Annotated in this window: 29 protein-coding genes and 1 pseudogene; 17 read left to right on the forward strand and 13 right to left on the reverse strand. The window is 45.8% G+C overall.

Annotated elements, in window-relative coordinates; translation table 11 throughout:
- Positions 1–285: 285 nt before the first annotated feature.
- On the reverse strand, positions 286–1,803 hold the full coding sequence (locus QUB61_RS13175) for a glycosyltransferase family 2 protein (protein ID WP_333128941.1): 1,518 nt from the start codon (positions 1,801–1,803) through the stop codon (positions 286–288).
- 246 nt (positions 1,804–2,049) lie between these two features.
- On the opposite strand from QUB61_RS13175, the gene ebsA reads away from it, so the two are divergent.
- The 6 genes from ebsA to QUB61_RS13205 all read left to right on the forward strand — a co-directional run bounded on the left by ebsA (position 2,050) and on the right by QUB61_RS13205 (position 7,712).
- Positions 2,050–2,424 (forward strand): type IV pilus biogenesis protein EbsA, encoded by a 375-nt coding sequence (gene ebsA, locus QUB61_RS13180; RefSeq protein ID WP_333128938.1) that lies wholly within the window; start codon positions 2,050–2,052, stop codon positions 2,422–2,424.
- A gap of 1,259 nt (positions 2,425–3,683) precedes the next feature.
- The gene (locus QUB61_RS13185) at positions 3,684–4,781 is read left to right on the forward strand and encodes a phosphotransacetylase family protein (RefSeq protein ID WP_333128934.1); all 1,098 of its coding nucleotides are present in this window, start codon (positions 3,684–3,686) and stop codon (positions 4,779–4,781) included.
- 314 nt (positions 4,782–5,095) lie between these two features.
- Positions 5,096–5,599 carry a hypothetical protein gene (locus QUB61_RS13190; RefSeq protein WP_039887610.1) on the forward strand — a complete coding sequence of 168 codons (504 nt, stop codon included), beginning with the start codon at positions 5,096–5,098 and terminating at the stop codon, positions 5,597–5,599.
- 15 nt (positions 5,600–5,614) lie between these two features.
- Entirely contained in the window at positions 5,615–6,031 is a 417-nt protein-coding gene (locus QUB61_RS13195) for an MAPEG family protein (RefSeq protein WP_333129034.1), read from the forward strand.
- A 219-nt stretch (positions 6,032–6,250) separates the two neighbouring features.
- A complete protein-coding gene (locus tag QUB61_RS13200) occupies positions 6,251–6,742 on the forward strand; it encodes a YajQ family cyclic di-GMP-binding protein (RefSeq protein WP_333128931.1) in 492 nt (163 codons plus the stop codon).
- A 4-nt stretch (positions 6,743–6,746) separates the two neighbouring features.
- Positions 6,747–7,712, forward strand: a complete 966-nt coding sequence (locus QUB61_RS13205) for an SGNH/GDSL hydrolase family protein (RefSeq protein ID WP_333128929.1) — start codon at positions 6,747–6,749, stop codon at positions 7,710–7,712.
- A gap of 69 nt (positions 7,713–7,781) precedes the next feature.
- Here QUB61_RS13205 and QUB61_RS13210 read toward each other — a convergent pair whose 3' ends face one another.
- The 8 genes from QUB61_RS13210 to QUB61_RS13245 all read right to left on the reverse strand — a co-directional run bounded on the left by QUB61_RS13210 (position 7,782) and on the right by QUB61_RS13245 (position 14,134).
- Positions 7,782–9,425, reverse strand: a complete 1,644-nt coding sequence (locus QUB61_RS13210; protein ID WP_333128926.1) for a mucoidy inhibitor MuiA family protein — start codon at positions 9,423–9,425, stop codon at positions 7,782–7,784.
- Between the two features lie 245 nt (positions 9,426–9,670).
- Positions 9,671–9,847: a hypothetical protein gene (locus QUB61_RS13215; protein WP_333128924.1), complete on the reverse strand. Its 177-nt coding sequence runs from the start codon at positions 9,845–9,847 to the stop codon at positions 9,671–9,673.
- A gap of 105 nt (positions 9,848–9,952) precedes the next feature.
- On the reverse strand, positions 9,953–10,843 hold the full coding sequence (locus QUB61_RS13220; protein WP_333128921.1) for a methylenetetrahydrofolate reductase: 891 nt from the start codon (positions 10,841–10,843) through the stop codon (positions 9,953–9,955).
- Positions 10,844–11,018: 175 nt separating this feature from the next.
- Complete coding sequence (trpS, locus tag QUB61_RS13225) at positions 11,019–12,029, reverse strand: tryptophan--tRNA ligase (protein WP_333128919.1); 1,011 nt, start codon at positions 12,027–12,029, stop codon at positions 11,019–11,021.
- A 450-nt stretch (positions 12,030–12,479) separates the two neighbouring features.
- Positions 12,480–12,845: a hypothetical protein gene (locus QUB61_RS13230; protein ID WP_333128917.1), complete on the reverse strand. Its 366-nt coding sequence runs from the start codon at positions 12,843–12,845 to the stop codon at positions 12,480–12,482.
- A gap of 232 nt (positions 12,846–13,077) precedes the next feature.
- A complete protein-coding gene (locus tag QUB61_RS13235) occupies positions 13,078–13,290 on the reverse strand; it encodes a ribbon-helix-helix domain-containing protein (protein WP_333128915.1) in 213 nt (70 codons plus the stop codon).
- 231 nt (positions 13,291–13,521) lie between these two features.
- Positions 13,522–13,887 carry a transposase gene (locus tag QUB61_RS13240; protein WP_333128913.1) on the reverse strand — a complete coding sequence of 122 codons (366 nt, stop codon included), beginning with the start codon at positions 13,885–13,887 and terminating at the stop codon, positions 13,522–13,524.
- Between the two features lie 4 nt (positions 13,888–13,891).
- On the reverse strand, positions 13,892–14,134 hold the full coding sequence (locus QUB61_RS13245) for a transposase (protein ID WP_333189986.1): 243 nt from the start codon (positions 14,132–14,134) through the stop codon (positions 13,892–13,894).
- Between the two features lie 202 nt (positions 14,135–14,336).
- Here QUB61_RS13245 and QUB61_RS13250 point away from each other — a divergent pair, with 202 nt between their 5' ends.
- The gene (locus QUB61_RS13250; RefSeq protein ID WP_333128911.1) at positions 14,337–14,588 is read left to right on the forward strand and encodes a hypothetical protein; all 252 of its coding nucleotides are present in this window, start codon (positions 14,337–14,339) and stop codon (positions 14,586–14,588) included.
- Between the two features lie 319 nt (positions 14,589–14,907).
- Here QUB61_RS13250 and QUB61_RS13255 read toward each other — a convergent pair whose 3' ends face one another.
- Positions 14,908–16,023 (reverse strand): HlyD family efflux transporter periplasmic adaptor subunit, encoded by a 1,116-nt coding sequence (locus QUB61_RS13255; RefSeq protein ID WP_333128909.1) that lies wholly within the window; start codon positions 16,021–16,023, stop codon positions 14,908–14,910.
- A 119-nt stretch (positions 16,024–16,142) separates the two neighbouring features.
- On the opposite strand from QUB61_RS13255, the gene QUB61_RS13260 reads away from it, so the two are divergent.
- From QUB61_RS13260 to QUB61_RS13285, 6 genes and pseudogenes are all read left to right on the forward strand, one after another.
- Positions 16,143–16,325, forward strand: a complete 183-nt coding sequence (locus QUB61_RS13260; protein WP_333128907.1) for a hypothetical protein — start codon at positions 16,143–16,145, stop codon at positions 16,323–16,325.
- Between the two features lie 38 nt (positions 16,326–16,363).
- Positions 16,364–16,591, forward strand: coding sequence for a secretion protein HlyD (locus QUB61_RS13265; protein WP_333128905.1), 228 nt, complete (start codon positions 16,364–16,366; stop codon positions 16,589–16,591).
- Between the two features lie 169 nt (positions 16,592–16,760).
- Complete coding sequence (locus tag QUB61_RS13270; protein ID WP_333128903.1) at positions 16,761–16,928, forward strand: hypothetical protein; 168 nt, start codon at positions 16,761–16,763, stop codon at positions 16,926–16,928.
- A 138-nt stretch (positions 16,929–17,066) separates the two neighbouring features.
- A pseudogene (locus QUB61_RS13275) lies at positions 17,067–17,281 on the forward strand (cysteine peptidase family C39 domain-containing protein); the annotation flags it as partial.
- Positions 17,282–17,407: 126 nt separating this feature from the next.
- Positions 17,408–17,575: a hypothetical protein gene (locus tag QUB61_RS13280; protein ID WP_333189987.1), complete on the forward strand. Its 168-nt coding sequence runs from the start codon at positions 17,408–17,410 to the stop codon at positions 17,573–17,575.
- 138 nt (positions 17,576–17,713) lie between these two features.
- On the forward strand, positions 17,714–19,924 hold the full coding sequence (locus tag QUB61_RS13285) for a peptidase domain-containing ABC transporter (RefSeq protein WP_333128897.1): 2,211 nt from the start codon (positions 17,714–17,716) through the stop codon (positions 19,922–19,924).
- A 129-nt stretch (positions 19,925–20,053) separates the two neighbouring features.
- On the opposite strand, the gene QUB61_RS13290 is transcribed toward QUB61_RS13285, so the two are convergent.
- The 3 genes from QUB61_RS13290 to cimA form a co-directional block, all read right to left on the reverse strand.
- On the reverse strand, positions 20,054–20,491 hold the full coding sequence (locus QUB61_RS13290) for a PDDEXK nuclease domain-containing protein (RefSeq protein ID WP_333128895.1): 438 nt from the start codon (positions 20,489–20,491) through the stop codon (positions 20,054–20,056).
- Between the two features lie 56 nt (positions 20,492–20,547).
- Positions 20,548–21,237 carry a PDDEXK nuclease domain-containing protein gene (locus tag QUB61_RS13295; protein ID WP_333128893.1) on the reverse strand — a complete coding sequence of 230 codons (690 nt, stop codon included), beginning with the start codon at positions 21,235–21,237 and terminating at the stop codon, positions 20,548–20,550.
- A gap of 160 nt (positions 21,238–21,397) precedes the next feature.
- Positions 21,398–23,065, reverse strand: a complete 1,668-nt coding sequence (gene cimA / locus QUB61_RS13300; protein WP_333128891.1) for a citramalate synthase — start codon at positions 23,063–23,065, stop codon at positions 21,398–21,400.
- 117 nt (positions 23,066–23,182) lie between these two features.
- Here cimA and QUB61_RS13305 point away from each other — a divergent pair, with 117 nt between their 5' ends.
- The 4 genes from QUB61_RS13305 to QUB61_RS13320 all read left to right on the forward strand — a co-directional run.
- Positions 23,183–23,521: a 2Fe-2S iron-sulfur cluster-binding protein gene (locus QUB61_RS13305; protein WP_333128889.1), complete on the forward strand. Its 339-nt coding sequence runs from the start codon at positions 23,183–23,185 to the stop codon at positions 23,519–23,521.
- A 151-nt stretch (positions 23,522–23,672) separates the two neighbouring features.
- Positions 23,673–24,782, forward strand: coding sequence for a glycine oxidase ThiO (thiO, locus tag QUB61_RS13310; RefSeq protein WP_333128887.1), 1,110 nt, complete (start codon positions 23,673–23,675; stop codon positions 24,780–24,782).
- 113 nt (positions 24,783–24,895) lie between these two features.
- A complete protein-coding gene (locus QUB61_RS13315; RefSeq protein ID WP_333128885.1) occupies positions 24,896–25,102 on the forward strand; it encodes a hypothetical protein in 207 nt (68 codons plus the stop codon).
- Between the two features lie 2 nt (positions 25,103–25,104).
- Positions 25,105–25,426: hypothetical protein (locus QUB61_RS13320; protein ID WP_333128883.1), on the forward strand; the 322-nt coding region annotated here is incomplete at its 3' end.

Consider the following 25,426-nt stretch of genomic DNA (forward strand, 5'->3'; position numbering starts at 1 on the left):
AAGAAGCAATAAAATCAATCGTTTCAGCCATTAACAACGTCTTAACCGCCTTGGTAACTGCTATATCTTTGAATTTTCGACTTTTGTATTGCCGATTACTTATTGGCTATTACCGCTCGCCGATTACCTATTAGCTGAGCTGTTTCAAAGTGTTTTTTTCTCGGAATTGCCAAATTTTACTCTTAGGCTCTGGCGGGGACATAGTTGGCGAGCGTTGGTGTTTTTTTTTCTCCGAAAATCTTCGGACTTTGGGCAATACTGTGCCGAGATATTTCTGCTAATTGTTTACTTGATGCTACTATCGGCGCCTTTATGGACGGTTTTGACCCATTTGAGCCGTTTGGGCCGTACTGCAATCCGAGCCGTCACAGTCCCTACCAGCAGCCAGTGGAACATATAAACAGTACCCCGCAGCGTTTGCAGCAAGGTGGTACAAACTCTTTTAACGTCAAATTTGGTCTCTTTGCGAGTGCGGCGCAAACCGACAAACATTCCCACCACTGACAAAGTAAGGGTCATAAAAGTTAGGGGACTGGCGATCGGCATCCGGCGCAGCACAATTGACATCAAAAAGTCGGGTAGCGCTACTGTGGGCAAGAAATATTGAGATACCCAAAATCCAAATAAATCCCAAGTTTTCCCAGTTCCCATGCGGTTCCGCAAAATTAGCCGCCAGTAGTCAAGATAACGCTGATAGCCACCTTCTGCCCAGCGATTGCGCTGATGCCACAGGGCGCGAGCGTTAGTGACTCCTTCTTCTGACACGGCTGGGAAAGCTAGAAATTCAATGTCCCATCGGTCTAGGTGCAGCCTCACGGTCAAATCCAGGTCGTCGGTAATCGTTTCCTCGTTCCAGCCGCCGCAGCGTTCCAAGGCGTTGCGACGCATGAATTGGCCGTTACCGCGCAATTCTCCAATGCCGCCGATCGCAATCCGCTGCTGCTGGAAAAAACTGTCGAGAGCCATTTCTGCTTCTTGGCCGCGAGTCCAAAAATTTACCGAAGCATTGGCGATCGCTTTTCTGACTTGCACAGCGCCTACCTTTTCTCCATCGAACACTGGCAGCACCCGGCGCAGCAAATCCGGCGTTACCGTCGCGTCGGCGTCAAATATTCCCACAAATTCCCCGCGAGTCAGCGGTAACACTTGATTCAGGGCTCCCGACTTGCCGCCGCTGGCATTTGCTCCCCTGCGAAATACTTTGAGCTGGGGGTACTGTTTGGTTAGCTGTTCCAATACTAGCGGCGTGCCGTCGCTGCTGTGATCGTCGATCGCCCAAACTTCGTAGCGGTCGATCGGATAGTCTACATTGCAGATTGATTCTACGAATCGGGCAATCACCGCTTCCTCATTTTTCGCCGCCACCAGCAGCGACACGTAGGGCCAATCCTCTCGACTGTCATCGGCAAGAGGCTGCAGTGCGGGCTTGGGCGAAGCAAACAAAACTCGAAATGCTTGCATCCACAGCAGTCCCGTCAACCCCCACACTACCCACGCACCCCAAGAAATCAAGTGCAGGGCGATCGTGCCGCCCCAAATCGCCGTCAGCACGGCGGCGGCTTTTCCCCGCCGTCCCCGGTACAGATTTGGAGCAAAAGAGGGACATCCCGGCACAGACACCGCAACCGGGAGATGAGCTTTTGTTTCCGCGTCAAACACCCTGTCGCCAAGGTCTGGTATGGCAAATACTGTGCCGACCTTCGAGTTCGAGGTCAAACTCTTGAGCTCTTCTTGAGCTAAATCAGAGATGTCCAAGTTAAGCTCGCTGCGAGCGTCGTTTTCTGGCCAAGAACTCTCCTGCATAGGTTACTTGATTCAACCACCAATAGTTTTTGATTTTAGAGATAAGTATTTACTGTACCAGTTTCTGGCCTTTTGTCGAAAGCAGACGGGAGGACAATCCGTGGGCTTGCTGCTTCGGAGACTTGGGTAAACTGGCATTGCATAGATTCTTTGGCATGACTTTTGCTTGCGATCGACCTGGAATATCTGCTAGTTTTTTCAGGGGATCTCAACTATCTGTTAGTAATAATTGTCTGAAGTAGAAATATGTCTCTTCCTCAACTCAAGCCAGCCGACGACAAAGAAGTGAAAGTCTACGCCCCTTTCTGTCCAGAGCCCAGGCGCAAGTTTTTGCCGCACGCTATTGGCCTCTACAAGCTCAAAAGCTTGGAGGGGGCAAGAAAAATTGACGGTGGCGAGGACGTGCCGTTTGTCGCTAGTTGGAATATCTCGTCGCTGCCGATCGACTTAACCCGCTGTCGGGTGTTGTTTGACGGCAATGCTGAACTCAGCTACGAAGTGACTATGCAAAGCTCTGAGTTTGTCACTTGCTTAATTGAGGTACTCGTGAGTTTTCAGCGGACTCGTACCGTCGATTTTTCTAAAACGTTTTACCGCAAGCTGATGCGCATGGATGAATAACTTTCACCGCAGCCGCGCTGCCGAAATTCTGCAATTGACGATCGAGCAATTTAATCCGGGGCTCCCGGATTGATTCGCGGAGCGAGAAAAAAGCTCCGAATCCCGATCGCCAGCCCCCGGATTTATCAGTGGGGTCGCTTTCTTCAATCTAAAATCTAAAATCTAAAATCTAAAATCGATTGACGGGCGCTATAACTGGCGCACCAATAGTGTAACGCCACGGGGGCGGCGACATTACATGATTGGTGCGCCAGTCAATTGTTATCAGCGCAATCGTAACTGAGTTGTTGCATTATTCTCAAAAATCTCTTTGGGCGATCGCACTTCTTCCCACCGCTTTCGGCAAATCTACAGCAGATGGAGCGAGCGGGATACAGATTTCGCGTAGGGACTCAGGCTTGGTCTGAGTCCCTACCTGTATTTCATCCAATTGACAATTGCTGTATTTGTTGTGGAACAAGCAAGGAAAGCCTATGAAAGGACATTGGTGCTGTGCTGCAAGCGATCGCGCCGTCCGATTTCGTTAAACTTTTGCGGCTCGGTAGCTGAGAGGAAAACGCAGTATGCCCGGCTAACGAAACTCTATCATCTACAGCCCTCTATCTCCGATCGGGCTGGCATCGCAATCAGCCTTTGGGCGGCCGAAATGCCAGCCCGCGCCACCATAAAATTTATGTGTTTAGAAGCTATAATCCAGCTCCTAAATAGTTGAGAAATCGCAGTTATTCATATCCTTTGTAACGCGGATTTTCGCCCTAATAATATTAATCATTAATAATCCTATACTCTCTTCAAACTTGGCGAAAATAATGAAAATATAAACCGTGTTTTATCCCTACGCAATACCTGTATTTTACCAATCTTAAATAGCCATATATTCCTATAATTAGGCTGTTTCAGCGATAATAATATCCCCTTTACTGGTTTTTTTATTTTATACCGCTCGGTAGCAATGTCTAATTTACGCAATTAATTAAAGTTACCACAACCTTTAAATAAAAAACGGTTATTCAGGGAATTACACTCTATGAATAGTTGTCTAAACCAGCGGTAAAAAAATATATGAAAAAACCGATTAAAAAAAAGATATGTGAAAAAAATGCTAAGGAATAGGGTTGCCAACAGGTGAATAAAAGTTTCACTCAAAAAATCGAGCGGCGCAAAAGCGACAAAATCGAGTATAATAGTATTGCCAAATTGAGGATCGGTTCAGAAACACTGTAGAAAAAACAAAATTTATTGAAATAGACAGGTGTAAATTGAGGATTGAAGGCGTACCAAAATTGACTAAATATTTGCTGATCGGTTCCACAAAAGCTTACAGCGGCAAGTCTGCCATCGCCCTAGGGATGGCGCTCGGACTCCGGGGAAAAGGACTCGCCGTCGCCTACGGCAAACCTCTGGGAACCAGTTTCAGCTCAGAGGGAGCTGGAACCGAAGACGAAGATGTGCGGTTCGCGGTAGAGACGCTGAAGCTCGCAGAAAACCAGATACCGTCAACACTGCTGTATTTGGACGAAGAGACGGTTCACAAGCGTTTGCGGGGAGAAGACAAGACAGATTACCGCCAGTCTTTAGCGCAATATTTGCAAGCTAAGAGCCCAGACTTGGTGCTGTTAGAAGGCCCAGCTAATTTGGAGGAAGGCAGTCTGTTTGATTTGTCTTTGGCTCAAGTCGCTGAGGCAATAGATGCCTCTGTGCTGTTGGTAGCCCGCCCGATCGATCTGTATGTAGACGATTTGCTGTCGGCTAAGTGGCGTTTGGGTTCGCGGTTGCTGGGCGTGGTACTCAACGACGTTCCCTCGGACAAACTCGAATCGGTAACGGCGACTGTGCGGCCTTTTCTGGAGGCTGCGGGTATTCCAGTTTTGGGAATGCTGCCGAGAAGCGCTTTGCTGCGCAGTGTCAGCGTCAAAGAATTGGTGCACCAATTGAAAGCTGATGTGCTCTGCCGTAAAGACCGTTTGGACTTGATGGTGGAAACCTTGACAATTGGCGCAATGAATGTGAGTTCTGCTTTGAAGTATTTCCGCAAAGCGAGAAATATGGCGGTGGTGACGGGGGGCGATCGCACGGACATTCAGCTAGCGGCTCTGGAAAGCTCTACTCAGTGCTTAATTTTGACAGGCCACTTGCCTCCTTCTCCCCTGGTGATCGGCAGGGCAGAAGAAATGGAAATTCCAGTTTTGTCTGTTGATTTGGATACCTTAACCACGGTGGAAATTATCGACAGCACCTTTGGCAACGTGCGCCTCCACGAACCGATCAAGGTGGAATGCGTTACTCAGCTAATGGCAGAACATTTTGACCTTGAGGGTCTGATGGCATCCTTGGGCCTGGGCGATCGAGTCCATTAATTCGGCAGCCGGATCGGAAGATATTCGGCAGCCGGATCCGAGGGAAGAAGGTATTCGGCAGCGGGCATTCGGCAGAGAGAATTTTTTGTTTAAATAAAAAAAGTCCAAAATTCTTAAATTCTCAATTTTTCTTGAATTCTACCTTGAGCTCCGGCTGCCGAATGCCTTCAGACATTCTGCCTTCAGGCGAACTCAAATCTCCCCATCCTCTCGTCAAATCTCGTAAATCAGCAATTCTTAACTTCTTTTTGGCGGCAATGGCTAGTGAGTCTGCTAAAATCCACAACGTAGTTTTATTTAATTTAATAAATTCTTTGAGTCAATCAATTGAGCTACCCAGAGTAGATGATTTTTTACAAGAACTTGCGGCGATCCAGCAAACCAGCTCCAAGCGGATTGCTCTTTTGGGTTCTCGCCACGTTCCTATTACCCACCAGCAGCTAATTGAGATGCTGAGCTACGCCATAGTTCTGGGAGGCAATCAGCTCATCACTTCTGGCGCTACAGGCACCAATTCAGCCGCAATTCGGGGGGCAATGCGAGCAGATCCTAATCTGCTGACAGTGATTTTGCCGCAAAGCATGAGCCGCCAGCCCCGGGAGTCTCGCGACCAGCTCGAACAAGTGATACATTTGGTAGAAAATCCCAAAAATGACAGTTTGTCTCTCCCGGAAGCAAGCGCCATGTGCAATCAGGAGATTATTTCTCGCTGCCAGCAACTGATCTGTTTTGCTTTTCACGAAAGCCACACTTTGCTGAAAACTTGCCAGGATGCGGAGGAACAGCGCAAGGTGGTTACTCTGTTCTATTTTGATTGAAATGCGAGGCGGATGATGCTGTTGGGATTGCCTGTGTCGGTTATTCTGCTTGATGCTATTGCTGCTGCTGCTGCGCTGGTTTATGCACCGTTTTTGGTGGTTGCCATCGCCCGCTTGCAGCTAGGCTACGACCAAGCAGCCCCCCGCGCTATGTTTGAGAGGTTGCCTGCTTACGCTCAGCGGGCAACTTGGGCTCACCAAAATTCCTTTGAGACGTTTATGCTGTTTTCAGCGGCGGCTTTGATGGCTTTTGTGACGGGGGTAGATTCGGAGGTGGCGGGTTGGGCTGCGATCGCTTTTACGATCGCCCGGTTGTTGTATTCGGTTTTCTATATTCTGAATGTGCCCCTGGCGCGATCGCTCATGTTTGCGATTAGTTCTTCTTGCACTGTTTCTTTATTCTATTTCAGTTTGATGACTGTTAATAGCTAATTGTCAGTAGTTATTGGTTATTGGTAATTGGTTATTGGTTATTAGTTATTGGTTATTTGTTAATGCCGAATGCCCTGCGCGGGCCAATTACCAATTACCAATGCCCAATGCCCAATGCCCAATGCCCAATGCCCTGTTTGCCCTGTTTGGCCAATGCCCTGCGCGGGCCAATGCCCAATTCCCAATTCCCTATTACCCATTACCAATTACTAATTTTTTATGGCTGCTAGTTATTCATTTGATATTGTCAGCGATTTCGATCGGCAAGAATTAGTTAACGCTGTTGACCAAACAGTGCGGGAAATTCAAAGCCGCTACGACTTGAAAGATACCAAAACTACCGTGGAATTGGGCGCAGAATCCATTACTGTCAATACGGACAGCGAATTTACTCTCGATGCGATTCACACTGTTTTGCAAACTAAAGCCGCCAAGCGGAATTTATCTTTGAAAATTTTTGATTACGGTAAAGTTGAACCTGCTAGCGGCAGTCGGGTGCGTCAAGAAATTAAACTTAAAAAAGGGATCAGTCAGGAAATCGCGAAACAGATTACTAAATTGATTCGCGATGAATTTAAGAAGATTCAAGGTTCGATTCAAGGAGATGCAGTGCGGGTGTCTGCTAAGGATAAGGATGATTTGCAGTTGGTGATTCAACGCTTGAAGCAAGAAGAGTATCCCGTGGCTTTGCAGTTTACCAATTACAGGTAAAATTTTGAAAGCTAAGTATTGGATTCCCGGTTGTGCGATCGCCTCTTTGAGTGCGATAGAACTTGCCTTGCGCTTGCTCGGATTCGGAAATCCTGCCTTGCTGCAAACTGATGCGAATGCTGGTTATGTATTTGCACCAAATCAAGTTGTATATCGCTTTGGCAATAGACTTGAGTACAATCAATTTTCTCAGCGTTCTGAACAAATCGATTCAGCAAAGCCTGAAGGTACTCTCAGAATTTTGATGATAGGAGATTCGGTTCTCAACGGTAATAATACTACGGATCAGAAAGAAACTATTCCAGAATTGTTTGAAGCGCGTTTGTTGGGCATAAAAAAGCAAGTTGAGGTGCTGAATGCTTCTGCCGGTTCTTGGGGAATTGGCAATCAATTGGGATATATTCGCAAGTTTGGCACTTTTGAAAGCGATGCTGTGATTTTGCAAATTGGTACTCAGGATTTGCTACAACCTCCAAGCAGCATCCCGGGGGTGCGGAATCACCCGCGGATGCTGAATCGCAAACCGTTATTGGCAATTCAAGAAGTGTTTGAAAAACACGTTATGCCCCTATTGTCAAGTGTTTTTGTATCGAATTCTCCGGCGGCGGGAGTGCCGGTGTCGGAATCACAACGGTTTATGGAAAATATGCAGCGATTTGAGCAAATAGTTGCTTTGGTGCGAGCTAAGAATATTCCCTTGTTTGTGTTGTATACTTGCGATCGAGCGGATTTACTGCCCGTACCGAATCAGCCGAAGTTTAAATCCGAGTTTGTCGATCGGCTAAAAGCTTTAAAAATTCCTGTCATAGACACTCATGCAGGCTGGTCAAAATTGCCGAAAACGAGGGTAGAAAGTTATTTTCGGGATGGCGTACACCCCACAGCCCCAGCTTATGAATCAATAGCAGATTTAGTGTTTCAACAGTTGTGTATACAGAAAAAATTGGTGGCCTGTGGCGGGAAGGAATAAGCTGCTTTATAGGCGAAGGAACAAGGAAGACGTAATTCCTGGCAACTGACAACTGACAACTGATTGGTGTTAAATATCTAAACCGATGACTGCTAAATCGGGAGGATGTTCGACAACAAACTGGTAATATAACTCTTGCTTTGCTTGCGGTGGCAGAGACATTATCCATTCTAGCAGCCCCATTTCACCTGCTACTATCTTCGGATTAGTAAGAGTCAACCGCACTTTAATTTGTTCATTGCGGCTTACTGGCAATTGCTCTTGTAGTGTCAGGTTTACCTGCACCTGATGCAAGTTTGTCACATTTAAGCGATAAGCGTAACTCATGCGCCGCTGCTGGCCGATCAGTTTTTTATCTACTTGTCTTTCCACTAATTCCCGCTCTATTTTTAACCGTTCATCAATTCCTAAATTAACTTTATATTCTTGCCCGGGGGAAACATTTTCTAAATGCACAGTACCGACAAAAGTATTGTCGCGAAAGATATTTGCTTTACCGGGAAGCAGAGTTGCGCCTGTCAGCGGATTCACAACAACTGCTTGCAAATAGGCAAAACTGACTAATCGCGGAACGGCTATATATTCAGGTTGAAACGGATAATTTTCGCTGAAAACAGTGACTTTGTGCGGCGTGCCGTCGCTGGGAATGTTGGTATTTCCCCCTACTTGAAATGAGACGGTGCCGCCTTCTTTCGATACTGTTGCTGTCGCGGTTTGAGCTGCTATGGATTCGGGTGCGGCAGCAGCATCACTAAGAGCCATCATTGCAAATGCCCTCTCTGGTGCCGCTGCCCTGTCTGGTTCCGCAGTCTTTGGGCTTCGTGTTCTCATAAATTCTGGGGTTTGAGCAGATTTTGGGTGAACAGTATCGATAAACCAGGGTTCTAGTTTTGGGGGCAAAGTTCCCATTCCGGGTTTTGCTGTAGATAAAGTCAGCGCTACTCCCGTCCAATCTTCGCCTGTATTTTGATTTACTTCGGCTAGGTAATTGAGATTAATTTGGTTGTTGGTAGTGTTGACTCGCAAGTCGTAAAGGGGAATCCAACGGGCTCGCATGACTACATAGGAAACTTCTAGTTCAAAATTGCCGCTGCCGCTGGGTTCTATGGCAACAATGATGTTAAAGCTTTGCTGGGAATGGGGAGTTTGTACTTGCCCCAACTGCTGGTTCAAAGCTTTTATTTGCTTGTCTATTTCGCGCTGCTGTCTTTCGTATAGGGCGATCGCACTTACGTATTTTTTATAATTACTCCCTAAAAAGTTGACCAATTCCCCGGTTTCGTTCAAACCAATCTGCTGTTTAGCGATGCTGCTAGCAAAGGAACCGACACTTTTTTCGCTCAAATTTTCGATAAATTTGAGTTGAATTTTACGCGAGGCGATTTGAACGTCAATGGCGCGTTTTTGGGTTTCTAATTCTTGGATTTGTTGGGTTAATTCGGCAGTACGATCGCCCACTGCTTCGCTGCTAAACACTGTTTCGGTTCGCACTCCCAAAAGTCGCACTGCAACTATACCCGCACCCGTGGCCCTGACTGACTCTGTGTCGAGGGTTGCGGGGAGAGAGGCGATCGCCAATTCTCGCTCGTTTCCCGTCAAGGCCACCGTGCCGCGGCGCGTCACCAAAGCCCGATCGGTGTAAACTGTAACTTCACAAATGCGAGTATCGAGTGTTTTAATGCTATCTAAATTAGGCATTTCTGAGTCAGTCACAGCCAGTTTCTCCTATGCAATCAGCGTTTTAATCGCCCTTTTAATTACCCTGCAAGCGATCGAGCAATTTCAAAAGTAGTTTATTGCTCAATTTTCCCGATCGCCCATTCCTCTAGAAAATTCCTCAAGCGCATCTAAAGGGGAAGCAAACAAAATGCAGCGTTTGACCAAAGACAAGTCTAACTCCGGCAGTATTTCACTGCTAGCAATGCGATCGTAACCTTCCTCTGGCAGATGGTAAAGCTCTAGAGTGCCATCTTCCCAACAATTTCTAACACTCCACCGCAGTAAAATAATCCCACCCCCGGAACCTCTTCAAAGCCTGTTTGAATTGCCTTGAATTGATGCCATGTCAAACCGCGCCAAGTAAAACGTTGTTCGACTGCGGGAGAAGTGGTTGGATTGTCTACAGTTTGAAGCATGATTGTTTTATTGATGTTCAAAATGATAGCGCGGGGGTGGGCGGGTTTACGAGAGCGTTAGTTTTAGGCATTGATAGTTGGTAAAACCCGCCCCTACGGTTAATTTTAGCTCAGCGGTTCGATTCCGGCCAAGTCCAAAATTTGAGGAATCAAATCTTCTCGCTTCACAGCCATCAGGTGAACTCCTTGACAAATCTGCCGCGCTAGCTTGACTTGTTCTGCCGCAATTTTTATGCCTTCCTGCAAGGGTTCTGGAGCTTTTGCCAAACGATCGATCGTCTCTTGCGGTATGTGGACTCCCGGCACATATTTTTTAATAAATTCAGCATTTTTTGCTGATTTAAACAGAAAGATTCCTGCTAAAATTGGCTTGTTGCAGCCAGCAGCAATCTGTTGCATAAACTTATCAAAAACTTCAAAATCTGTAATTAATTGACTCTGAAAAAACTGTGCTCCCGCCTCAACTTTTTTCTCAAATCGACTTTGCAAACCAGACCAACTGGGGGATTGCGGATCGACGGCAGCACCGACAAATAAATCGGTAACTCCGTCTGTTAAAGCTTTGTCATTCCAGTCTTTGCCGCAGTTCATTTTTTGAATGGCTTGCAACAGCCGCACTGATTCAAAATCGAATACACTTTTTGCTTTAGGATGATCGCCCGCTTTGACTGGATCGCCTGTAAGTGCCAAGATATTATGAATGCCTAAAGCGTGGGCTCCCATGAGATCGGCTTGCAGGCTAATTTGATTGCGATCGCGACAAGCAACTTGACAAATGGGTTCAATTCCGTGCTGCAATAAAATCGCCGAAACTGCTAGGGGGCACATTCCCAAAACTGCCCGACTCCCGTCTGTGATATTAATTGCGTGAACTCTGTTTTTGAGGCGTTGGGCCATTTGAACTGTGTGAGTTATATCGCCGCCTTTTGGCGGGGCAACTTCGGCGGTAATTATAAATTCTCCGGGGGTGGTGCAGGCGGTGCGAAAACGGTTCATAGTTATTTCAAGGAAGAAGGCACGACACTGATTTTGACACGGATACACGGATTAATTATCGAGGGTTCCTTCTGATGTTGAAGGAAGAAATTCCTTCGACTTACTTCCCGGGGACTACGCGGGCGGCTGCGCTGTGCACGAGTCGCGAGGGGGTAAAAAGAAGGAATAAGGAAGACTACTTAGGCAGAGAATAACCGAAAGCGGTTTTAACTTTATTTAGAGTTTGGTTGGCAATAGTTTCTGCCTGTTCCTTTCCGATCCGCAGTACACCCTCTAAATATCCAGGCTCGTCCATTATTTGCTTGTATTTATCCTGAATTGGTTTGAGGGCATTAATTGTCGTCTCTGTTAGCAAGGGTTTAAATTCTCCCCAACCCATGTTTTCACACTCGGTTGCTACTTCTTCCTTAGATTTGCCGGAAAGCAGGAGATAAAGTGTCAGCAAATTTCTAGCTTCGGGGCGGTCGGGGTCGTCAAAAGTCAAACCCCGCACGGTATCTGTTTTGCAGCGCTTGATTTTTTTGGCGATGGTATCTGGCGAATCCAATAAATTAATTCGACTTTGTTCGGAAGGGTCAGATTTCGACATTTTGCGCGTGCCGTCAGTCAGACTCATCACCCTCGCACCGTCAGTCCTAATTAACGGTTCTGGAAGTTTCAATACTGGCTTTTCGGGTGTGCCGAATAGGTGATTTAATCTGATGACAATATCGCGGGTGAGTTCCAAATGCTGTTTTTGGTCTTCTCCCACTGGCACTTTGTCGGCATCGTAAAGCAAAATGTCTGCTGCCATCAACACGGGATAATTTAGCAAGCCTGCGTTGACATTTTCGCCTTGTTTAACTGCTTTTTCTTTAAACTGAATCATATCTTCGAGCCAGTTAATCGGCGTAATACAGTTGAGCAGCCATGCTAGTTCTGTGTGCGCCGAGACGTGGGATTGCACGAAAATAGTAGAATATTCTAAGTCGATGCCGCAAGCTAAATAGAGTGCGGCGATCGTGTAAGTGTCGGAGGCTAGAGTTGCTGGATTGTGCGGTGCGGTAATTGCGTGCAAATCGACTACGCAGAAGTAATTTTCGTACTGACTTTGACCTTCTACCCAATTGCGAATTGCACCGAGATAATTGCCGAGGTGAAGATTGCCGGTTGGCTGAACTCCTGAAAGAACGCGCTGTTTGCCCATGACGAAAGAATAGAATTGAACTCACATTTCTATATTGACACGTTATTTCAATTTCAGAGCCTCTTCGTTAAAATTTACAAAAAATTCGGGTAATTCGGGAATCTCTATCGCTTCGGCGCAGGGACGATTCTGCCAAATAACGGCTCTTTTTACTTGGAATACTGGTATACTGATTGGAAATTTGAGATGGGAGATTTGAGATTGGCAATTGCAGTTACCGCCTTGATGACCAAGAATTTCAAAGGTGGTACCCGCCACGTGATTTATCCGTGGAATCAATCCCAAATTGAAAATCGAAAATCCTCAAGCCCCCACATTTATCCGTGGGGTCAATCTAAAATCTAAAATCTAAAATCTAAAATCGATTGACTGGCGCGGTTTAAACCCCGTATTATCAAACAAAGTCCGCCTTCGCGGACTTAAGATAATTAATCAGAAAGACTGAGATTTCTACCCAATTTCAGCGGGTTGCAAAATCTCATTAACAGGCTTTCCTCGGTTTAATTCAACCCATTTAGACTCAACGGGTTCATAAGCGCAATAACATACCGCGATGCACAGGTTTGTGTCGCTCGAAGAGAACTGGTGGATACTCTTAACAATCCAGTTTCCATCTCGACCGTGGGTGATTCCGTTGCCGGGATCTTCGAGGTTTGCATACTCTCGCACGCGATCGCCGATTTGAGGCAATTTCCCCGAAAAGTCCCACTCTGTTGCCAAAATATCGGTCAAGCCACCGACGGGCAGTAGCTTGCGTTCTTCCCAGCCATGGGCCCAGAGTGATTCAGCTTTAAAGACTATCCAAGTTTCATTCATCGTCGGTATCTCCAAAACGACTGTCCTCAAAAGAGGTTTGTTCGCCATAAAACACGCAATTGACCTTGAGAATGCGATCGTTTGTTTGTTCCATACGCTTCAACCTCCATCTGTACTTGCGCCCCATATCCCGGCACTTCTCCGGGTCAGTAGCGCTGTGTATGTTTTCTGGTTCTGACGGTTCTGGTTCTACTAGGTTTGTGACTGTTTTAAATACTAGACACCTGTCGATCTATTTGCTAGTGCCTCCTTTTTCCGCTCGATCTTGCTGGGTGAGCGGGTTTTGGTTTGCGTGACTGTTCCGCTTTCCTTGAACTGCGGCTGTCACAATTCGCTCTACAAGATTGCTCATAGTGCGTCCTTCCTCCTTAGCCCATACCGTTAAGTCGTCTCTAATATCCTCATCCAAAACGAAATTAATTCTAGGTCGCCTGTACTTCCCCATTGGTTGCGAGTTGGTTAGTGGTTAGTTACCAGCTTATGACGTTACATTAACTTTTGGATTTGTGGATTAAGATAGTTGACAGTGGCATCTACTACAATCTACACTATACCTACGATCGCCAAATGTCAAACAAAGAACAAATATAAATTGACATACTCCCCCGGCTCTTATCACGGGGGATTCTAAGCTCAGACAGCGATTGCAGGCATAGCCTGTCTAACATCGCCTAACTTAACGGTTGATGCCAAGAAAAACCAGCAAGTTATTCTTAGCTGCATTCTCGTCTCTGTCGTTCACGTTCTGACAGGACGGACATCGCCATTCTCTCGTATTCAAATCCAACTTTTTTAGGAGGTGTCCACAATGATTGCAAGTCTTAGAGGATGGATACCACTGATCGACGAAGATCACCTGCTTATTTTTTTTCTTGGCAACCCATTCGAGAATTTGGAGAAATTCGCCGAATGCAAGGTCTGAGATTTTACGTCCCCAAAGTCGTTGCATTCCTTTTAGATTCAACGTCTCAAAGCACAGCATATCGAACTTATCAGTTAGTTCGTGAGCCAATTTCCAGAACCAATCAGAGCGACGATTCACTACATCAGGAGTGCTTGCGAACTAGATTGAGTCTTGCTCTTGGACGGTTGGCTGACCCTTTCCGTTTTTTGGAATGCTGACGATTTGCTTTCTTAATAGCGTTGAGGGACTGTTTCAGAAATTGCGGTGATTCGATTTTCGTTCCATCTGAGCAGGTGAGAAACGTTTTTAAGCCGAAATCTTGCGCCAGCGATTCTACTCGTCTCGACTTTGGTTTCAGGTTCTTCAACGCTGTCAACGACCACAACCATAAATAGCTCTCCTAATGTCGTGCGTTTAATGGTTAACGTCTTGACCGTCCCCTCTATCTCTCTGGAATTCCAATACTGATAAACGCGATTCCCAATCTTAATTCGATTGCCGCCTAAGAATTTGTAGCCAGCTTGCTTGAGAGTGAACGATTTGTATCTGCGAACTTTCTTGAATCCGGGCGGTCTAACTCCTTTCTGGTGATGCTTAAAAAACAGTTGGTAGGCGATCGAGATGCGTTGGCAGATATCCTGCACTGCTTGAGAGCCGACCGTTTGCCAGAACGCTTTACGCTTTCTCAGTTTGGCAATATGCGATTGAAGTTTTGCACAATTCAAATGCTTTCCCCACATCCGGTAGTACCGTTTATGGAGTGCAATGCAATGGTTGTAGATCACCCCGGCAGCATTGATACTTCGCTTGAGGTGTCTATTCCGCTTGCTTTGATATAGCTTAAAATTCAATGTTTTCATGCTATTATTGTAGATCGTCTAGATATACTTTGCCATAAAAAAGAGCGTATTTTTTAGGCTGACTGATGAAGAGTTTGAGAAGCTAGAATCTTATTGCGAATCACCCGGCAGATCGAAATCAGATGCTCTCGCGGGAGCTTATTAGAAGCCTTAAGATCAAGAAAAAGCCGTCAAGCGAAGGACGAGGCTTTAGACCCTATTTTTAGGTAAGGTGCGTCAGTCGGTAAAATCCAAATTTTTCAGACTAACCTCAAGACTGACGCACTATACAGGCTAATGCCCAATGACTGTTGACTCATTACCAATCTGTCAGCAACCTTGCTTTGCGCAAAACAAATGTCAGAACAGTTTCTTGCCCGGTAATAATATCGGCTCTGCCCTCCATTCCCGATTGAATGGAATACTGGCGGGGGACGTTGGCTTGGGGGGTTGCGAAGAATTGGCCGCTGGCGGATTTGAGTTTTGTTAAATAAGTTTGTTGGGGCTTAATTGCTACTTCGTAATAAGCTGTACGTAAATTATTAGTGGGATTTTGAGTGGCGATCGCATCTGGGGCGATTTCGCTGACGGTTCCTTTTAATGTGCCGTAATCGGGGAAAGGCAAAGCCGAAATCCTGATCTGTACGGGTTGGCCGATTTGGATGCGAGCGATGTCTTGGGATGTCACTTTGGCTTTGACTACCAGGGGTACGTCGCTGGGGACGATTTGGGCGATCGCGCTGCCGGCTTGTACGGTTTGACCAGTATTTCGTACTTCCAATCTCAGAATTGTACCATCAGCGGGCGCGCGGATCACGCTATTTTCGAGTTTTAACTCAATTTGATTTACCTCTTTTTTAGCTTGAATCAATTGTTGTTGAATGGACGATCGCTTGACGAGCAAAACCCGCCGACTTCGGCCGAGTCTTTCGGCGACATCCGGCTGCGATGTGGCGAATTTTACTAAAGCCGATTCGATTAATTCCTGTTGGGCGGAACTTTCACTTGGGATGCCTTTAAATTGGGCGCTGGCCAAAATTTGATTTTCTAAGTCCCCCAGTTGCTGGTTGATTTGCTGTGCTGCTGTTTGAGACTGATTAATTATTTCTTGTAACTGCTTTTTTTGAGCGTCCAAACGCGAAGCGTCTACAACTGCGATCGCATCTCCTTCTTTTACTGTCTGATTCTCGCTGACAGCAATGCTTTCGACGGTTCCTTCGGTGGCTGCTTCCACGACGCGCACTTCTCCTGCGGGACGGACGATCGCGTCTGCTTTGACTGTAGCGCTGTATTTGGTGACGCTAGCGAGGGCGATCGCCCCGCCAAAGGTGGCCACCATCAAAATGCCCCCCAAAGTCGTCCAGCGGCTGACAGGGGGCAAAAACTGGTCGTTATCAAAAATTTCAGCGGGTGTGGGTTCGGGAGTGAGAGACATGGCGGCAAGGGGGAGAGGGGAATAGTTTTGAGTTTTGAGTTTTGAGTTGGGGGAGAGGGACCGATCGAGCGCTTATTTCTTTTGTCACGTTTATTATCAGCTTTCCGGAAACCAAGAATATGTTTAGAAGTCTCAATCAAAATTCACAGGGTAAATGTAAAAATCCGTACAGCTTTGCCGTTACCACCCGCAAACTTCCCGAAACATCAACAGGAGTGAAGCCAGCGGGCAACACTTATGAAAATATGGCGTTTCAGCAAAGAGTTTTGGCGCTGTTACCGGGTTTTTCAATGCGTAGGTAGTAAGTAAGTAAGTACATAGGTATTAATAGGAGTTCTTCATGCCAAAAAATCAACAACCTTCACTCTTCACCGAACTAACCGATCGAGAGTCTGCTACTGTCAGCGGTGGCAGCATTAGCAGCGGTGTCAGCGGCGCTTACAGCAACAGCGAAACCCAGAACAGCAGCCGCGATGGGGCCACTATGCTGTTTTTCCTGCCGCAGCCGAGCCAGCTTTATCTCTACGATCCGAGCCGCAATCGCCCTTACAAAACCCTAGTGGTTTAGATCGCTGAGTCAGGTTGTGCGATCGGGTAAATTTTGAACATTTATCCGTAATATTCCGGAGATGGCACAGCACTACCCGAAGTAGTTGTCAGTATTTAAACGAGGTTCTAGAAATTAAATAATATTTCTAGTTTCCCTGCAATTTTATTAACTTAAACGGAGTCAAATCATGAAAGAAACACAGGACGATTCACTGTTTGCTGAACTCACCCCTGAAGAATCAGCTAGCGTCAACGGCGGTCACTATACCTATCGAAACTGTTACCGTCCGACGCGTCACGTCGTGTACCGCCGGAATTGCAACGGCTCCTTCAGAGTTGTGTACCGCTACTGGTAAAGTGTAGTGCTGTCAATTGGGCTCGATCTATTGATGTGAATTAATAAAGCACCCATAAGTTTATGGGTGCTTTGTTCTGATTGGCTACTCGGTGAGGGGTAATGTTCATTAGGCTCTACTCATTATTCATTTTGCCAAATGTTAAAGAACATTCCTTTGATCAGAAAAATTCCTTTCTTCGGACAAGTAAGCAGGTTGATGAAATATCAGGTTTCCAGCAGAGCGAAGAAGATTGCGGCGCGGCTTGTCTGGCTTCGATCGCCCAATTTTACGGACAGAATTTTACAATTAGCTGCTTGCGAGAATTGGTCGGTACGGGCCTGCAAGGGACGACTTTACTGGGCTTGAAACAAGTTCGTAATATTCCGGAGATGGCACAGCACTACCCGAAGTAGTTGTCAGTATTTAAACGAGGTTCTAGAAATTAAATAATATTTCTAGTTTCCCTGCAATTTTATTAACTTAAACGGAGTCAAATCATGAAAGAAACACAGGACGATTCACTGTTTGCTGAACTCACCCCTGAAGAATCAGCTAGCGTCAACGGCGGTCACTATACCTATCGAAACTGTTACCGTCCGACGCGTCACGTCGTGTACCGCCGGAATTGCGACGGCTCCTTTAGAGTAGTCTACCGCTACTGGTAAAGTGTAGTGCTGTCAATTGGGCTCGATCTGTTGATGTGAATTAATAAAGCACCCATAAGTTTATGGGTGCTTTGTTCTGATTGGCTGCTCGGTGAGAGGTAATGTTCATTAGGCTCTACTCATTATTCATTTTGCCAAATGTTAAAGAACATTCCTTTTATCCGAGAAATGCCTTTCTTCGGACAAGTAAACAGGTTGAGGAAATATCAGGTTGTGCTCCAGCAGAGCGAAGAAGATTGCGGCGCGGCTTGTCTGGCTTCGATTGCCAAATTTTACGGACAGAATTTTACAATTAGCCGTTTGCGAGAATTTGTCGGTACTGGCCAGCAAGGGACGACTTTACTGGGCTTGAAACAAGGCGGTGAGGCGATCGGCTTTAATGCTCGCTCCGTGCGAGCCGCGGCTGCTATTTTAGACCAAATTGAGGAAGCGCCTTTACCGGCCATTATTCACTGGAACGGCTATCACTGGGTTGTTTTGTACGGAAAGCAGGGCAACAAATATGCGATCGGCGATCCAGCCGTCGGTATGCGCTATGTTTCTAAAGCAGAATTAGCAGCAGCTTGGACAGATTGGCTGTGCTTGCTAGTAGAACCCGATGCGGAGCGGTTTTTTGCGGCAGCCGAGGGTCAACCGCCCGCCAATTCCTTAGAAAAATGGATGCGCCGGATTGGGATTTACCGCCAGATTTTAATAGAAGCATTTTTGCTGAATGTGGTGTTGGGTTTGCTGTCGATTGCTTCGCCTTTTCTAGTTCAACTGCTCACCGACGACATCCTGGTGCGGGGCGACACACAACTCCTGGCAAGTGTGGCGATCGCAGTTATAGTTACGAACCTTTTTAGCAGCAGTTTAGGATTAGTACAGTCAAACTTAATTGCTCAGTTTTCCCAGCGTTTAGAGTTGGGATTAGTCATGGAATTCGCGCGCAAATTCCTGCGACTGCCTTTGAGTTTTTACGAAACCAGACGCAGCGGCGAAATTATCAGTAGATTACAAGATATCCAAGAAATCAATAAATTAGTTTCTCAAGTCGCTATCAGCTTGCCCAGTCAATTTTTTATAGCTGTAGTTTCTTTTGTTTTTATGCTCTTCTACAGCAAGGAACTGACGCTGGCAGCTACAGTTATAGCTCTGTTAATGACAGCCTCTACAGTGGTCTTTCTGCCCGCATTGCAGCACAAAACGCGCAGTTTATTGGTGCTGGAAGCAGAAACTCAAGGCGTTTTAGTAGAAACTTTTAAAGGCGCGCTGACTGTCAAAAGTACCAGCAGCGGCCAGCAACTTTGGGAAGAATTTCAAAGCCGCTTCGGCCGCTTAGCAAAGCTGACTTTCCGCACTACGCAAATTGGCATTCTCAACAATATATTTTCCGGTTTTATTGCCTCTGCCGGCAGCATTACTCTGCTGTGGTTGGGCAGCGGTTTGGTGATTGACAAAGTATTGAGTATCGGTCAGTTGCTAGCGTTTATTAGCATGAATCAAAACGTTACTACTTGGGTGACTTCCTTAGTCGGATTTACTGATGAAATGACTCGCGTCCAGACAGCTACTCAACGCCTGTCGGAAGTCATCGACGCTGCACCGGAAACTAAAAACGATACGAATAAACCTTTTGTAACCATTCAGAATCAGGACAATATTACTTGTAACGCAGTGAATTTTCATTATCCGGGCAGACTGGATTTGCTGGAAAATTTTTCTGTCACGTTTCCCGGCGGTCAAGCAATTGCTTTAATCGGCTATTCCGGCTGCGGAAAAAGTACCCTAGCAAAAGTAATTGCTGGTCTGTATCCGCTGCAATCGGGTAATATTAGAATTGGCGGTTACAACTTGCAGGATTTGTCTCTCGACAGTCTCAGACAGCAGGTGGTTTTGGTTCCTCAAGAAGCGCATTTTTGGAGCCGATCGATTATGGATAATTTTCGGTTGGGCAGTCCAGATATCAGCTTTGAACAGATTGTGAAAGCGTGTAAAATTGCGGGCGCGGATGAATTTATTAGCCAATTGCCTGATAAATATCAAACAGTTTTAGGGGAGTTTGGAGCGAATATTTCTGGCGGACAAAGACAGAGATTGGCGATCGCCCGCGCCATTCTCAACAACCCGCCAATATTGATTTTAGACGAATCTACCGCAGGGCTTGACCCCGCAAGCGAAGCGGAAGTTTTAGAACAATTGTTGATGTACCGGCAGGGGAAAACCACGATTTTTATCAGTCACAGGCCGCGAGTGATCGATCGCGCCGATTGGATTATCATGTTAGAACGCGGCAGGTTGAAAATGCAAGGGTCGGCTGCAAAATTGCGATCGATTTCAGGAGACCATTTAGAGTTTTTGCATCCTTGAACAGATTTGTAAATTTGTACGGTGGGTTATTCAAGAACCTACCTTACAAATTTACTAAAAATTGTTTTGATAGCATTTAAGCCTGTTTTTAATATTAATCTAGCGGTTTAATCTAGCGCTCGCCTTTTATCATTCCTCGTCAATTTCAATTTCTACTGCCTCTAACTCAGCTTCCAACTGCTCAACAGTCGGCAAACTTCCCTGTAACTGATCCGGCAAAGCCTCCCGCAATTGATAAGTCGAAACGCCGATCGGTTTATTCATATCCCGCAAAGCATATTCGACAATCTTCTGTTTTTTGTTTTTACACAAAATTATCCCAATAGTCGGCATATCATCCCGGTGTTTCAGCAAATCATCTACCGCCGAAACGTAAAAACTCATCTTCCCAGAAAACTCCGGCTTAAACGCTTCCACCTTCAAATCAATTACCACAAAACACCGTAAGCGTAAATGATAAAACAATAAATCAATATAAAAATCTTCCCCTTCAACCTCCAGATGATACTGACCAAGAATTTCTTGATGGTACAAGCCCCCCGGATTTATCCGTGGAATCAATCCCAAATCGAAAATCGAAAATCCTCAAGCCCCCGCATTGATCCGTGGGGTCAATCTAAAATCTAAAATCTACAATCTAAAATCGATTGACTGCCCACAAAAGCAAACCCCACGCCCAACTCTAGCAAAAAATCGCGGATGCGATCTATTAAAGCCTTCTCTAATTCTCTCTCTTGTGCTTCCTTGCCTAAACTGATAAAATCAAAATTATAAGGATCTTTCAACAACTGCTGCGCCAGTTCAGATTGCGGGTTGGGGAGAGTGCGAGAGAAGTTAGTATCAGCTTTCCCTTGTCGCCGATACAGCCCGCTTTCTATCTGATGAACTAACACATTTCGACTCCATCCTTGCTCGATAGTTTGGCGAATGTACCACTCACGCTCAACGGGAACTTTCACAGCATCAAGAATACGAAGATTATGCCCCCAAGGAATTTGTGCAACAACCTGTTGCACAAATTGTTCATCCGGGTAAGTTTCCGCAAAACTTCTCATATATTTTAGATTGCGAGGTGAAAAACCCTTCATCTCAGGAAAAGCTTTTTGCAAGTCAGCAGCTAAATTGTCTATAATTTTGGCTCCCCATCCTCGCTGCTGTTGTCGGTTTAAAATATCCCGTCCAATTTGCCAGTAAAGCAATACTAATTCGCGGTTGACCGAAATCACAGCCCGCACTTGAGCTTGCAAAATACGTCCCTTAAGTTCCCGCAGAAAATCATAATAATCTTCTGGAATTGATAAGTTATTCGCCATAAACTAACTCCCGCATATTTTTCAGAACGATCGCCTCTTTTTCATCTCACATTTTGCACCATTCTCAAGAACAGGCAAGATGCCTGTTCCACAAAGAGTGATTTTTATTGTGGGGTGGGCATCCTGCCTGCCCGGTTTTTGTTGGCTATTTTCTACTAGATCAATGTACCCGGCAAACTAGGGCGATCGCCTCTTGATTTTCCAGCAGCAAACCGTACTCCAAACCTTCAACAACAGCCTGACAAGAAGCATCCAAAATATTAGTAGAAACCCCCACAGTTGTCCACCGCTGCTGGCGGTTGCTCGATTCCAATAAAACGCGAGTTTTAGCACAAGTACCCGCACCGGAGTCTAGAATTCGCACCTTGTAGTCTGTCAGGTAAAAATGCGCGATCGCCGGATAAAAATTCACCAAAGCTTTCCGCAAAGCCGCATCCAAAGCCGCAACCGGGCCGTTTCCTTCGGCAGCTTCCAAGATATTTGTACCGTTTACTGACAATTTGACCGTGGCCAAAGCCGTACAATCTTCGCCAATTTTATCGCAGTGGACTTGAAAACCCTTAATTTCAAACCACGGCGGGCGTTGTTCCAAGGCTTCGCGCATTAACAATTCAAAAGACGCCTCAGCACCCTCAAATTGATATCCCTGACTTTCCAAATCTTTCAATTTTTCCAGAATTTGGCGGCAAGCAGGATTTTTGCGATCGAGCTCAATGCCAAAAGCGCGAGCCTTCGCCAAAACATTGCTCAAACCCGCTTGATCCGAAATCACAATTCGCCGTGTGTTGCCGATTTTTTCCGGTTCCAAATGTTCGTAAGTCAGTGGATTTTTCTCAACCGCCGATACGTGAATTCCGCCTTTGTGAGCAAAAGCCGAAAGGCCTACAAAAGGAGCACGATCGTCGGGAGCAAGATTGACAATTTCGCTGATCGATCGACTTACTTGAGTTAATCTAACTAATTGCTCGTCTTGAATGCAATCATAACCCAACTTGAGCTGAACATTTGGAATCAAAGAACATAAATCGGCATTGCCGCAGCGTTCGCCGTAACCGTTAATAGTTCCCTGTACCATCCTCACTCCTTCCCGCACCGCAGCCAAAGCATTAGCAACCGCAACTCCCGAGTCGTTGTGAGTGTGAATTCCCAGTTGAATTTTAGACTTTCTCCCCCCCTTAATCAGGGGGAATTGGGGGGGGTGAATTTCCGATTCAGAAATATCCCAACTTTCTACTATTTCTGCCACATCGCGAACAACCTGACTGACTTCGTGAGGCAAAGTACCGCCGTTAGTATCGCAAAGTACCAACCATTCTGCACCGGCAGCCGCCGCTACTTCTAAAGTTTTAATAGCATAGTCTCGATTGTGCTTGTAGCCGTCAAACCAGTGTTCGGCATCGTAAATAACGCGCCTTCCCTGACTGCGCAAATATTCAATTGTATCTCGAATCATCGCCAGATTTTCTTCTAGCGTCGTCTTCAAACTTTCAATAACGTGCAAATCCCACGACTTGCCAAACAGCGTCACCCAACGAGTACCGGCGGACAAAATAGCCTGCAACATTTCATCATTAGCTGCCGTAGTTCCCGGCCGCCTAGTCGAACAAAAAGCTACAACTTCTGCTTGAGTTAGGGGCTGTTCTTTGAGCCGCCAAAAAAATTGTACGTCTTTAGGATTCGCCCCCGGCCAGCCGCCTTCAATAAAGGGAATTCCTAAACTGTCTAACTGCCGAGCAATTCGCAGTTTATCTTCGAGAGATAAGCAGAGTCCTTCGCACTGAGCACCGTCTCGCAGCGTGGTATCGTAGATCCAGAGCCGATTTGTCATGGGAAATTGCAATCGAGAAATTGGTAATATATCACTTACTATATTAGATGAATTTATTTGTAATTAATGCGATAATATATATGAAAATTAACATAAATCTAACCGAGGTAAATTACTGTGGTCAAGGTACAAGCGCAAGGAAAAACATTTGAGTGCGATCGCGGAGCCAATCTCCGTGCAGTTTTGCTCAAAAACGGCATCGATCTCTACAACGGCAACGCCAAAGTCATCAACTGCCACGGCCTCGGCACTTGCGGCACCTGCGCCGTAAGCGTCGAGGGCGAAGTTTCCGAGTCCGAGTGGCGCGAAAAAGCCCGACTTTCGGTTCCTCCCCATTCTCCTGCATCCAACCGCCGTTTGTCCTGCCAAACCAAGGTTTTAGGCGATATTAAGGTGACAAAATATGACGGTTTCTGGGGCCAGGGTTCTGAAACTGTCTGGAAACCACAAGCCTAGATTTTTTGTTAAGAAAGGCAGATAGGACGATCGCCTGGCAAGATAATATGTAAGACTTGCGCAAGAATTCTAACTGTAAGGTGCACGCGCGGCACCTTACCATAAAGAAAGCCAAGAGGTAAAAAAAGCCAGAAAGTCCATATAAAAGTTAATGAATTCATCTCAAGATATTCTAATTATTGGCGGCGGAATAATTGGTCTTTCCCTAGCAGTAGAACTGAAATTGCGAGGGGCATCTGTCGCTGTTCTCACCGCCGATTCTAAACAACCGACGGCCCGGGCTGCCGCCGGAATGCTTGCCCCACAAGCCGAACGAATTTCTCCCAGTCCGATGCTGGATTTGTGCTTGCAAAGTCGCGCACTGTATCCCGCCTGGGTGGAACGGCTAGAAGATATTACCGGATTGAAAACGGGATATTGGCGATCGGGAATTCTCGCGCCCGTGTGTCAAAATGAGCCTCAAGAAAAGCCGCTTTTGTCAAGCCTTAATTATCAATGGTTGGACAGAGATGCTGTTCGCCAACATCAATTGGGATTGGGTCAAGAAGTAATTGGCGGTTGGTGGTATCCTGACGACGCTCAAGTTGACAACCGCGCTTTATTTCGGACGCTTCAAGTTGCAAGTAAAGAATTAAAAATAGATATTATTCAAGGCAGTGCAGAGGAAATAATTCGGCAGAAAAACCGAGTTTTTGGAGTGGAAACAACGGCAGGAAAATTACAAGCTGACCGTTATGTTTTGGCTGCGGGTGCTTGGTCTGAGAAATTATTGAATATTCCTGTTTATCCAATAAAGGGGCAAATGCTGTCAGTATGCGTACCAGAAAATAGTGGAGTGATACAGCCGCTGCAAACAGTTTTATTCGGAACAGGCATTTATATTGTGCCGCGTCAAGATGGCAGAATTATTATAGGCGCTACTAGCGAAAATGTGGATTTTACCCCTGGAAATACGCCGGCGGGAATGCAAAGTTTGCTAGCAGGAGCGATTAAGTTATATCCCGCATTAGAAAATTATCCGATTCTGGAGTTTTGGTGGGGATTTCGACCGGCAACGACCGATGAGTTGCCGATTTTAGGTTCTAGTGTTTGGGATAATTTGACACTGGCTGCGGGGCATTATCGCAATGGCATCTTGTTAGCTCCGGTGACGGCTAAATTGTTGGCGGATTTGATTGGGAATCAGAAATCAGATCCGTTATTGGCTGCTTTTCATTATTCTAGGTTTCCTGAATCTGGGAAGTTTGATAATGGTAAATAGTGAGATTTTTTGCTTGTTTTTAGACGAGGCAGAGTCGCGTAACGAGAAACGAAAGTCAACTAAAAGGATATTTTTTGCTATAATCTAATCAGCACAATAGGGTTTTTTAAGTTATGACTTTCAGTGATGTGGTCGAGACGATCAAGAATCTTTCTACTGACGAAAAGCAAGAGCTTCAACTGTTGTTGAAGCAATATCTCCGGGAAGAACGTCGCGAAGAGATGTATCAAAACTTTAAGTCAGCGCAGATTGAACAACAAAAAGGTGAACTGGAATTTTTCGCTAACATCAATGAACTCAGACTAATGATAGAAGAATAATCGTGGAACTCAGTTTCAGTTCTTCATTCAAGCGTGCTTTCAAAAAGCGGATCAAAGGCGATGCTGATTTGGAGGCTAGGTTTTGGCAAAAGCTGGAACAGTTCATCAGAGAGCCGTTTGAACCAAGCTTAAAAACTCATAAATTGTCCGGTAGGCTCAAGGAGTTTTGGAGCTTTAGCGTAGATTACGACGAAAGGGTACTTTTCTACTTTACAGAAGACGGAAAAGCCGTGTTTGTAGATTTGGGACATTACTCACAAGTTAAGCTAAAAGCACTATTGTCAATGAGTAAAATTACTCATCTTTTACCTGTTGACCCAATTA

The organism is Microcoleus sp. C2D2 (assembly GCF_036702495.1).
Lineage (GTDB): Bacteria > Cyanobacteriota > Cyanobacteriia > Cyanobacteriales > Microcoleaceae > Microcoleus.

Coding starts and splice junctions, on each gene's coding strand:
- QUB61_RS13270 (WP_333128903.1), top strand. CDS start 16,761: ATGAAAGAAACACAGGACGATTCACTGTTTGCTGAACTCACCCCTGAA.
- thiO (WP_333128887.1), top strand. CDS start 23,673: ATGAATTCATCTCAAGATATTCTAATTATTGGCGGCGGAATAATTGGT.
- QUB61_RS13230 (WP_333128917.1), bottom strand. CDS start 12,845: ATGAATGAAACTTGGATAGTCTTTAAAGCTGAATCACTCTGGGCCCAT.
- QUB61_RS13195 (WP_333129034.1), top strand. CDS start 5,615: ATGCTGTTGGGATTGCCTGTGTCGGTTATTCTGCTTGATGCTATTGCT.
- QUB61_RS13235 (WP_333128915.1), bottom strand. CDS start 13,290: ATGGGGAAGTACAGGCGACCTAGAATTAATTTCGTTTTGGATGAGGAT.
- QUB61_RS13280 (WP_333189987.1), top strand. CDS start 17,408: ATGAAAGAAACACAGGACGATTCACTGTTTGCTGAACTCACCCCTGAA.
- QUB61_RS13255 (WP_333128909.1), bottom strand. CDS start 16,023: ATGTCTCTCACTCCCGAACCCACACCCGCTGAAATTTTTGATAACGAC.
- trpS (WP_333128919.1), bottom strand. CDS start 12,029: ATGGGCAAACAGCGCGTTCTTTCAGGAGTTCAGCCAACCGGCAATCTT.
- QUB61_RS13260 (WP_333128907.1), top strand. CDS start 16,143: ATGTTTAGAAGTCTCAATCAAAATTCACAGGGTAAATGTAAAAATCCG.
- QUB61_RS13175 (WP_333128941.1), bottom strand. CDS start 1,803: ATGCAGGAGAGTTCTTGGCCAGAAAACGACGCTCGCAGCGAGCTTAAC.
- QUB61_RS13265 (WP_333128905.1), top strand. CDS start 16,364: ATGCCAAAAAATCAACAACCTTCACTCTTCACCGAACTAACCGATCGA.
- QUB61_RS13220 (WP_333128921.1), bottom strand. CDS start 10,843: ATGAACCGTTTTCGCACCGCCTGCACCACCCCCGGAGAATTTATAATT.
- QUB61_RS13315 (WP_333128885.1), top strand. CDS start 24,896: ATGACTTTCAGTGATGTGGTCGAGACGATCAAGAATCTTTCTACTGAC.
- QUB61_RS13285 (WP_333128897.1), top strand. CDS start 17,714: ATGTTAAAGAACATTCCTTTTATCCGAGAAATGCCTTTCTTCGGACAA.
- QUB61_RS13200 (WP_333128931.1), top strand. CDS start 6,251: ATGGCTGCTAGTTATTCATTTGATATTGTCAGCGATTTCGATCGGCAA.
- cimA (WP_333128891.1), bottom strand. CDS start 23,065: ATGACAAATCGGCTCTGGATCTACGATACCACGCTGCGAGACGGTGCT.
- QUB61_RS13295 (WP_333128893.1), bottom strand. CDS start 21,237: ATGGCGAATAACTTATCAATTCCAGAAGATTATTATGATTTTCTGCGG.
- ebsA (WP_333128938.1), top strand. CDS start 2,050: ATGTCTCTTCCTCAACTCAAGCCAGCCGACGACAAAGAAGTGAAAGTC.
- QUB61_RS13215 (WP_333128924.1), bottom strand. CDS start 9,847: ATGCTTCAAACTGTAGACAATCCAACCACTTCTCCCGCAGTCGAACAA.